This window comes from Nocardia sp. NPDC005746 (assembly GCF_040630785.1).
In the GTDB taxonomy this organism is placed as follows: domain Bacteria; phylum Actinomycetota; class Actinomycetes; order Mycobacteriales; family Mycobacteriaceae; genus Nocardia.
In genome coordinates, this window is sequence record NZ_JBEXYE010000007.1 from 346628 (window position 1) to 356050 (window position 9423).

Sequence of the window (9423 nt, forward strand, 5' to 3'; positions counted from 1 at the left end):
CCGACGAGATCACCACCAGCCGAGAATCGGGCGCAGTTCGCGCCCGAGCTCGGGGGCCAGCGAGCGTGCATAGCTCGCGGTCAGGTGGTGCTCGTCGTGGTAGACGAGGATGTTGCCCTCGACGACCGCGCAGACGGTGGGCTCGCAGACCGCGTCGTTGGGGTCGATCAGGTGCATGTTCGGGAAGGCGGACGCGGGCCCCTCGGCGGGGTTCTGAGGCGAGAGCGCCTCGGAGCGCTTCAGGCCGCAGCCGACCCGATCCCCGCCGCTGGCCAGGCAGTCGATGGCGCGGTAGCGGATGCCGTTGCGGCGCAACCACGGGGTGTCGCGGATACCGATGACCTCGAGGCCGCGGTCGGACAGGGCCGACCAGACGTCGATGTAGTCCTGCGGGGTCTCGTCGCCGCCGTTGTCGCTGGGCCGGGTGGCCGTGGTGAAGACGTAATCGGGGCGCTCGATGCCGAGACGGTCGATGACCTCGGCGGACCAGTCACGGCAGTCCGGGTTCTGCTGACCCTTGTACACGGGATCCTCGGCGACCGTCAGCGGGCAGCCCATCTTCAAGTAGACGACTACGCGGAAGCGATACTGCTCGCCGAGCAGCTGCAGCGCGGGAATCCAGTGCTCGGCATGGGAATTGCCGACCACCGCGATGGTGCGGTGGGCGTCGTGGTCACCGTAGGTGCAGGTGATCACCGCGCGGGTGTCGAAGTCGGAGATGCAGCCGTCCCGGGTGGGGTAGGCGATATCGGCGGGAGCTTCCTCCGTGGTGGGGCGCATGGGGGCGCGCGGCACCAGGGCGTGATCGGTGAGAGCCGCCGCGCCCGGGTACTTCGCGGGATCCAGCTGGCCGACCGCGTGCGCCTTCGCGCCGTTGTTCCACTGCCAGGCCACCGTCGAACCCAGTAGCAGCACACCGACAGTCGTGACCGCGATACCGGTGAGCAGACTGCCCCGCCCGGCGAGCAGGCGGACCGGGACCGCGAGCGCGCGACCGGCGAATCGGCCGTCGAGCAGACTGGCCAGTCCGGTGACTACCCGGCCGCGCTCCGGGGCGGCCACGGGCTTGGAACGCTCCCGCAGCGGCTCCTCCACCAGATGGTGGGTGCCATAGGCGAGCAGCAGCGAGACCACGATGATGACCAGACCGTCCAGCGCTCCGGCCCGGCGCAGATGCTGTTCACCCAGATAGAAGATCAGAATCGGCCAGTGCCACAGGTACAGCGCGTACGCGAAACCACCCAGCTGCACGATCGGGCCGGTGGCCAGCAGCCGGTTCACGACCGGCTGATCGGCGGTGTCGCGGCCCGCGCCCGCGAGAATCAGTGCGGCGGTGGCCAGCACCGGGATCAGGGCGGCGGGACCGGGGAACACCAGGACGCCGTTGACCACCCAGCCGCAGCAGGCGATCACCGCGATTCCCATCCAGGCCAGCGCTTCCCGCGCGGGGGTGGGCAGCCGGACCAGGGGCGCGACGAGTGCGAGCAACGCGCCCGCCAGCGGTTCCCAGGCGCGCGCGAAGGTGTCGTAGTAGTTCCAGCCCTGCTGGGTCGAAACACCCTCGGCGGCATACCTGAACGAGATCACCACGGCGATCGTGAACACCACCGCGAGAGTCACCCGCAGCATTCCGTCCCGGCCCAGCCGCCGCGCGATCGGATGCGCGGCAATGAGTTTCCAGGTGAGCGCGAGCCGCAGTCCGGCCGCCACCAGCGCCACCACCAGTAGCAGCGCCAGATACATCTGCCCCTGCACCGACATCGACCACAGATGCTGCAGGGGGCTCACCGACGGATCCGCGGCCAGATAGTCCGACCAGGACATCGCCAGATACCAGTTCTGGTAGTAGAACAGCGAAGCCAGCGTCTGCCCCGCGATATCCGACCAGCGCGTGTGCGGCAGCAGCACGACCGCGGCCACGACCACCGCGGCCAGCACCACCACCATGGCGGGCAGCAGTCTGCGCAGGGTGCGCCGCGCGGTCCGCAGCACACCCACCGAGCCGGTGCCGCCGCGCCGCACCAGCATGCCGGTGAAGAAGAAGCCCGATAGCACCAGGAACACGTCCACGCCGCCCGACACCCGGCCCGCCCAGATGTGGAAGGCGACCACGAGGGCGATAGCTACGCCGCGCAGGCCGTCCAGATCGTGTCGGTAGGAGCCGGGCCTGACAGGGGCGCCCGAGGCCGGCTGGCGGTCGCGGTCGGGCGCGGTCGGATGATCGGTACTGGATATGGACATGGCGGCTGCCATTGTCGGTCAGGGGTCGTGAAAATCCCCAATCGCCACACAGAAGGTGTCCGGAATGTACCTCTTTGTACTGGTCAGGCGAATACGAAATAGCGCAGCCAGAGATAGGGAGCGGCCACCGCAATAGTGACAGCCGTCACCGGAATGCCCTTGCGGGTGAATTCCCAGAACGAGATCGGATGGTCCGAACGCCGCGCGATCCCGAGCATCACCACGTTCGCGCTGGCCCCGACTGCTGTGAGATTGCCGCCGAAATCCGCGCCCAGTGCCAGCGCCCACCACAGCGCGTCCGCCCGGCCGGGCTGGTCGACGTGCGCGGCCAGCTCCGCCACCAGTGGGCTCATGGTCGCCACGTACGGGATGTTGTCGATGACGCCCGACAGCACCGCCGAGACCACCAGTATCAGCATGGTTGCCACGAGCGCGTTTCCGCCGGTGAGTTCGGTCGCGAATTTCGCCGCCCGGCCGATCACACCGGTTTTCACCAACGCCCCGATCATCACGAACAGGCCGGCGAAGAACAGCAGGGTCTCCCATTCCACCGCGCCCAGGTAATCATGTTGTGGCAGACCGGAAATCAACACCAGCGCACCGGCCCCGAGTAATGCCACCAGCGACGGCTCGAGGTGGAAGATCGGGTGGCCGAAGAAACCCGCGAAAACCGCCGCCAGCACAATTCCGCACTTGATCAGCAGTTTCGGATCGCGAATGGCCTCACGCTCGTTCAACCCCATGATGTCGGCCGCCCGCTCGGGATCGACGTCGAACGCGCCCCGGAACAGCCGCGGCAGCAGCAGCGTGAACACCGCCAGCACGATCAGCACGATCGGGGTCAGATTCAGGAAGAAGTCGTTGAACGACAACCCCGCCCGGCTGCCGATGATGATGTTCGGCGGATCGCCGACCAGGGTCGCCGCGCCGCCGATATTGGAGGCCAGCACCTCGGCGATGAGGAACGGCGTCGGCGATACGTCCAGCCGCTCGCACACCAGCAGGGTGACCGGGGCGATCAGCAGCACGGTCGTGACATTGTCGAGAAACCCGGAGGCGGTCGCGGTGATCAGGACCAGCAGGATCATCACCCGCAGCGCGGATCCCTTGGCCCGCTTGGCCGCCCAGATCGCGACATATTCGAAGATGCCGGTGTGCCGCAGCACGCCGACGATGATCATCATCCCGAGCAGCAGGTAGATGACGTTCCAGTCGATGCCGGTCTCGTGCGAGTAGAAGACGTCGTCGGCGTCGAGGATGCCGACCGCCACCACCGCGCCGCCGCCGACCAGGGCCGCGGTCGTCTTGTGGACGCGTTCGGAGGCGATCAGTGCGTAGGCGAGGGCGAAGACCGCGAGGGCGAAGGCGACGTTCACGGTCGCCGCCCCGGCGGGCTCAGTTCGCCAGCGCCACCTCGAGCAGCCGCGAGGAGGTGATCACGCCGAGCAGCCGCTCGCCCTCCTGCACCGCCACCAACGGCGATTTGTACTTCGCCATGAGCGCCGCGACTTCGACGATATTGTCGTCGGCCTTGGCGGCCGGGATCTTGGTGAGCCGTTCGGGGATCACGTCGCGGACCTTCTTGCCGCGCAACCGCTTCACCACCTGCCCACACATGGACTCGTTCAGCACACCCGCCAGTGACGGGTCGTCCTGGACGTACTTCGGCACGATGAACAACACGACCTGCGAGGCGGGCAGCACCGAATGCGGCGCGCCGCTGGCATCGGTCACCAGGATCCCCGGCAGCCGATGCTCGGCCAGCAGCCTCGCGGCGTCGATGGCATCGGAGTCCAAATCGATCACCGGGTAGTCCTCGGCCATCTGAGCGGCATGCATAACTGCAGGATACGACGGTTGGCCGGGCGTTCACGGCAGTGATATCCGTCAAGATCGAAAACGGACGCCGCATCGAAACTCCCAGGTCGGAACGTACAGCCCGAGGTTTCGGACCGGCCGACCAGACTTCCCGGCGCGCCACGAGTAGAGATTGCGTCAATGATAACGGGGAGCGGTTCAGGCGTCTTTCCGTGCGGTCAGTTCGTAGACCCGGTACGCGGCGCGGATCACCGGGTGGGAGACATTGCGGACTTCGATCCCGCCGGGGGTGCGGCCGAACTCGGTGCCGCCGTGGGCGTGTCCGTGGATCGCGAAGTGCGCGCCGCCCGCGTCCACCGCGTCGGCCAGCTCCGCGCAGCCGAGGCCCGGATAGATCTTCGGCGGTTCGCCGACCAGCGTGTCCACGACGGGCGAGAAATGCATGACGGCGATGCGCAGATCGCTGTCGAGGGTTTCGAGGGCGGCGCGCAGGCGGGCGGCGTCGGCGGGCCCGCGGCGGTAGCGGGCCCGGTGTTCGGCGCTGCCCTCGTCGGGGTTGCCCGGGTGGCCGGGGAATCCGCCGCTGCCGCCCATGACCCCCGCGATACCGAGCCGAATGCCGTTGACGGGCAGGGTGATCGCAGTGCCGTCGAGGACATGGACGCCGATCTCACCGAGCCGCACCGCGATCCGGAAGCCGAGGCGGCGGTCGTGATCGTGGTTGCCGAGGACCGCCACCACCGGCACCGGCAGGTCGGCGATCTCCGCGCACAGTACCTCGGTGTCCCGCAGGGTGCCGCCGTTGGTCAGATCACCGGCCAGCAACAGCACGTCCGCGCGTTCACCCAATTCCAGCAGGGCGGGGCGGAAGCGACCGCGCAGGGTTTCGCACAGGTGCAGATCACCCACCGCCGCCACCCTGACACGGCGGGATCCGCGGCCGGTTCGGCCGGCGCGTTCTGTCCGGTCAGCACGCCCCATACGGTCAGCCAGCCACACGAACGTCCGGCGTGTCAACGCTATTCGGCCGTGCTCCCCGGAGTTCGTTCCGTCAGTCGATGTCGGTGAGCCGGGCGGTGAACCGGGCCAGGCGGGCGCGGATGGACGGGTTGTCGACCAGGGCCGCGGGCGCCGCCGGTTCCAGGCGGACGTAGTGCGCGCCGGAGACGAGTTCGGTCGCCGGATCACAGAGCCGGGCGACTTCCGCCGCGACTTCGACGGCCGGGCGGCCGACGTGACCGTAGAACGGGAGCATCGCGGTCTTGATATTGCCGGGGTCCACGCTGATGGAGGTCACCGAACCGGAGTACACCTCGGCGAAGGTACGGCTGAAGATGGTCAAGGCGAGCTTGGACTGGGCGTAGACCGGCAACGGCAGGTAGTAGCCCTTCTTCCGGTCCAGGTCGGACCAGCCGATCGCGCCCGCCTTGTGCATGCTCGAGGAGACGTTCACGACCCGGCCGCGGGCGGCGGCGAGGGCGGGCGCCAGCGCCTTGGTGAGCACGTAGGGCGCGAGATAGTTGACCTGGAAAGTGATCTCGTTGCCGTTCAGGGTCCGGGTGCGGCGTTCGGGTCCGCGGATCGCGGCATTGTTCACCAGCAGATCCAGTCCGGGCTGAGTGCGGACCAGCTCACCGGCGAGCGCGGCCACCTCGTCCAGGTGCGAGAAGTCAGCTGTCAGCAGGCGCAGCCGCAGCGGTTCGGCGCCGCCCTTGACCAGCTGTTCCAGCGCGGCATCGCCGCTGTCCTGATCGACGGCGTGCACGATCACGGTGGCGCCGCCGTCGACCAGGCGGCGGGCCAGCTCCAGCCCGAGGCCACTGGTGGCCCCGGTGACGAGCGCGGTGCGGGAGGCAAACGGGGAGTGGGTCATCGACCATCCATTCGGAGAATGCGTGAGGGTGCGCGAAAGCCCGCCTCACGACAGGGATTCGGTGGGGTCACCGAAGAGGGCGCGGCCGGATTCGACCGTCAGAACAGGCGGAGACCACGCGACGGCGGTTCGTCCTCGCCGCCGAAGCCGAAGCGCTCCAACGCGGTAGGCGCGGGCTCCGGGCACATGTCTGCCATGTCTCCATCAGAACCGGCGCTCGGCGTCCGGGACAAGATCCGGCGGCCACCTTGACGAAAAATTACCGGGCCACCCCCTCGACCCCGCTGCCGCGAATGCGTTACGACCGAGCCTATGAGGTCAGTTGACGCGGAACGGGAAATGGTGAGCGCGCTCGGCCAGTACAGCCACGGCTACACCGCCACGCGGCCGGATTCGCGGGTCCATCTGGTGTCCGGGACGATCGTGGCGGTCAGCGGGTTGACGGCGATCATCGGGTTCACTATGGGCGCGACCGCGCTCGGAGTGCTCGCGACGATACCGGCTGCCGTCCTGGGCGCCCGTCTGCTGCTGTGGGACCTGCCGTGGCTGGCCGCGCGGCTCGGATCCGATCACGGGGCGCGGCTGGACTGGTTCGAGCACGGAATCGTCGTCACATCCTGCCAGGGAGTGCGGGCAGTCCGCTTCGACGAGATGCGGGTGTGGCGCCGCGTCGCCGAAGGCGCGGAAGGATCTGCGCTGTCACCGATGTCGCTGACCTACCGGGTCGGCACCGCGTCCGGTGAGGCGGTGACGATCCCCGCCGGCATCCGAGGCCGCGAGCAGTGGGGACCCGCGTTGGTGCGGGTGGCCGTGTCGGCGCGGCTGCCAGGCGCCCGGGCTCGGCTCGACGCGGGCGTGCGGCTGGAGTTCGGGCCGTTCCGGATCACTCGCACGACCGTCCACGGAAACCAGGTGGCGTTGTGGATCCAGGTGCGGCGGATCACCGTGCACGAAGGGTTGATCGGCGTGTGGATCAGGCGAGGCGGGAAAGATGTTCTGCTCCAGGCCTATCCGACCGAGTTGGTGAACGACATCGACTTGTTCTGGGCGTTGTCGCGGGACCTGCGCTCGGAGTGAAATCCGGTTCTGCCGCTCCGATTTCGTCAAGAGATCACGCGAACACCGTCAGAAGCACGTTAATTCGCGACCGGACTCCTTCTCGGCGCGGATTCCACCTGCCAACCTCGGAATCCGTTCGAGGAGTGGAAGGGGTGCGCGGGTGGCGGCGAAAGTCGGTGTGACGCCGGAACAGTTGCGCGGCGCCGCCGGGAAGATGGCGGACCTGCGGGATCGGGTGGACGGGATCCGCGCCACCCTGGAGAAGTCGCTGGCAGCCAGAGGATCCGCGTGGGGTGGCGACGGTTACGGCAGTACGTTCGCGGACGGTGAGCAGGGGTATCTCGCCGCGCACGAGAACCTCGCCGAAGGCATCGCCAATACCGCCGACACCCTGGACTCCTACGCCGACGGCCAGAACAAGGCCGCGGATCTGCTGGCGCACACCGACAAACGCAACGGGAACGGCTTCCGGTAGCCCGTGTCCATCGATATTCCCGGCGAGCTGGAATGGCTCGGCTGGGTCGCCGGATCGGATTGGCCCGACGGCGACGAAGACGATATGTGGGGCATCGCCGGCGACTGGCGCACCGCCGCCACCGAGTTGCGCGAACTCCTCCCCGACCTGCGGGCCGCCAAGACGGCGACCATCGACGCCTACCCGTGGGGCGACGGCCTCGAAGCCATGACCAAGGCGCTCGACGCCCTCGACCACGGCCCCGAGTCCCTCGAACACCTCGCCGAGATCCTCGACGCCGTAGCCGAATCCGCCGACGGCCTCGGCACCGAGATCGAGTACACCAAGATCCTGATCATCTCGTCGCTGGCCATGCTGGCCGTGGAGATCGCCGCCGCCTGGCTGTTCCCACCCACCGCTCCGTTGTCGGAGGCGCTCGCGATCGGGGCCACCCGCGTGGCGGTGCGGCTGCTCGGCGAGCGCGCGGTGAGCGCGATCGCCCGCTTCGCCGCCAAGACCGGCGTCGCCGCCCTCACCAGATTCGCCGCCAAACACGTGGTCTTCAGCACCGTCCTCGGCGCCGGGCAGGACCTGGCGATCCAGGCCTACCAGGTCGGCGCGGGCCACCGCGACGGCATCGACTGGGAACGCGTCGCCACCACCGCCTACACCGCCGCCGCGGCGGGCGCGGTCGGCGGCCCGGCCGGCTCACTGCTCGGCAAGGCGGCCGGAAGGATCCACCTCCCCGGCGGCCGCTTCGGTAACGCCGTCAAGGGCGCCGCGGTCGGCGCCGGCTCCGGCATCGCGGGCGGCCTCGGCGCCTGGGGCATAGGCGGTTTCGCCAACGGCTGGACCTGGGACCCGCGCATCCTGACCAGCGCCGGCGCCTACGGCATCACGGTCGGCGGCAGCAAGGGCTTCCGCCACGCCCCCACCACGGGAAGCGCCGGAGCCGACCCCTTCAACGCGGCAGACCCCGCGATGCCCACCGGCGAACACCCATCCGCGCCCGGCCGCGCCGGTGACGGGAGCACACCACCCCCGCCAGCCCACGGCGAGAACGGAACCGGACCCCACTCCGCCGCCGATCCCGTGCGAACCGGTGCGGCCCCGACCGCCGACCCCACGAACAACGGTCACGCGGCACCTCGCAGCGGCGACCCCACGAGCACCGGTTCCGGTGCGGCTCACGGCGGCGACCCCGCGAACACCAGAACCGGTGCATCCGAGGGTGGCGACCACACGAACCCCGGTGCCGTCCCCCCTCGGACCGGTGATCCATCGCCGGGCGAAGCCGGTCGGCACGGGACGACAGGGCAGGGCGGAGAGTCCGATCCGGTCCAATCCTCACCACGGTCGTCCCATGAGGGCGGAGCGCCGGACGGCAGCTCGCCGCACCCGCAGAGCGCGACAAGTACGCCGGAGACCAAGGTCGCGGGCTCCGAAGGTGGCGGCGCGGAACAGAACGATCACGGCGCGAGTCGGGTGGAACCAAGCGCGGCGACGACGACCCGGGGAACCGGGCCGGAAGGGCACCCCGCCGGGGAGGCTCCGGCAGCCGGCACCTCGGGCACCTCGGCGCCCGAGGGCCGGAACGGCGCCCCAGAAGCTCCCGGCAACGGCCCGGAAACTCGGAACAGCAGCACCGAGAGTCGGGACAGCGGCCCGGCTGTTCGGAACGACGGCCCTGTGGCTCCAGGCAGCGGACCGGAGGGCCGGGGACCGGGCGCAGAGGGACGCGCGGCGGGGACGGCGAGCCCGGCCGGGGGAACCGAAGGCCGCCAGCCTGTTCCCGAAGGCCGTGGTGGAGAGAACCGCGCTACCGGGGCAACCGGCGAGTCCCGAATCACGGAATCACCTTCCAAGTCAGGCGAATCGAACAGTGAGCCTTTTTCATCGGTGATGGATGATGTTGTGGCAGTTGGTGTTTGGTGCGGCGTGTCGCCCGGTGGATAGACGAAGCCCCTGGTAGAGCGGG

Annotated in this window: 8 protein-coding genes; 3 read left to right on the forward strand and 5 right to left on the reverse strand. The window is 69.2% G+C overall.

The annotated features are described in order from the left end of the window. Positions 1-9 precede the first annotated feature (9 nt). From ABZ412_RS16790 to ABZ412_RS16810, 5 genes are all read right to left on the reverse strand, one after another. Entirely contained in the window at positions 10-2241 is a 2232-nt protein-coding gene (locus ABZ412_RS16790) for an acyltransferase family protein (protein WP_357281609.1), read from the reverse strand. Between the two features lie 83 nt (positions 2242-2324). Further along, the gene (locus ABZ412_RS16795) at positions 2325-3617 is read right to left on the reverse strand and encodes an ArsB/NhaD family transporter (protein ID WP_357281611.1); all 1293 of its coding nucleotides are present in this window, start codon (positions 3615-3617) and stop codon (positions 2325-2327) included. 19 nt (positions 3618-3636) lie between these two features. Then, positions 3637-4080 (reverse strand): CBS domain-containing protein, encoded by a 444-nt coding sequence (locus ABZ412_RS16800; protein WP_357281612.1) that lies wholly within the window; start codon positions 4078-4080, stop codon positions 3637-3639. 177 nt (positions 4081-4257) lie between these two features. Further along, positions 4258-4968: a metallophosphoesterase gene (locus tag ABZ412_RS16805; RefSeq protein ID WP_357281614.1), complete on the reverse strand. Its 711-nt coding sequence runs from the start codon at positions 4966-4968 to the stop codon at positions 4258-4260. 142 nt (positions 4969-5110) lie between these two features. Then, complete coding sequence (locus ABZ412_RS16810) at positions 5111-5932, reverse strand: SDR family NAD(P)-dependent oxidoreductase (RefSeq protein ID WP_357281616.1); 822 nt, start codon at positions 5930-5932, stop codon at positions 5111-5113. 312 nt (positions 5933-6244) lie between these two features. On the opposite strand from ABZ412_RS16810, the gene ABZ412_RS16815 reads away from it, so the two are divergent. The 3 genes from ABZ412_RS16815 (at position 6245) to ABZ412_RS16825 (ending at position 9401) form a co-directional block, all read left to right on the forward strand. Continuing rightward, on the forward strand, positions 6245-7009 hold the full coding sequence (locus ABZ412_RS16815; RefSeq protein ID WP_357281617.1) for a DUF6585 family protein: 765 nt from the start codon (positions 6245-6247) through the stop codon (positions 7007-7009). A 142-nt stretch (positions 7010-7151) separates the two neighbouring features. Further along, positions 7152-7466 (forward strand): WXG100 family type VII secretion target, encoded by a 315-nt coding sequence (locus tag ABZ412_RS16820; RefSeq protein WP_357281619.1) that lies wholly within the window; start codon positions 7152-7154, stop codon positions 7464-7466. Between the two features lie 3 nt (positions 7467-7469). Further along, positions 7470-9401 (forward strand): hypothetical protein, encoded by a 1932-nt coding sequence (locus tag ABZ412_RS16825; protein WP_357281621.1) that lies wholly within the window; start codon positions 7470-7472, stop codon positions 9399-9401. Positions 9402-9423 lie beyond the last annotated feature (22 nt).

What these genes read in the sequence shown, in the direction of transcription:
- ABZ412_RS16790 (WP_357281609.1), bottom strand. Translation starts at nt 2,241, where the DNA reads ATGTCCATATCCAGTACCGATCATCCGACCGCGCCCGACCGCGACCGC.
- ABZ412_RS16800 (WP_357281612.1), bottom strand. Translation starts at nt 4,080, where the DNA reads ATGCATGCCGCTCAGATGGCCGAGGACTACCCGGTGATCGATTTGGAC.
- ABZ412_RS16810 (WP_357281616.1), bottom strand. Translation starts at nt 5,932, where the DNA reads ATGACCCACTCCCCGTTTGCCTCCCGCACCGCGCTCGTCACCGGGGCC.
- ABZ412_RS16815 (WP_357281617.1), top strand. Translation starts at nt 6,245, where the DNA reads ATGAGGTCAGTTGACGCGGAACGGGAAATGGTGAGCGCGCTCGGCCAG.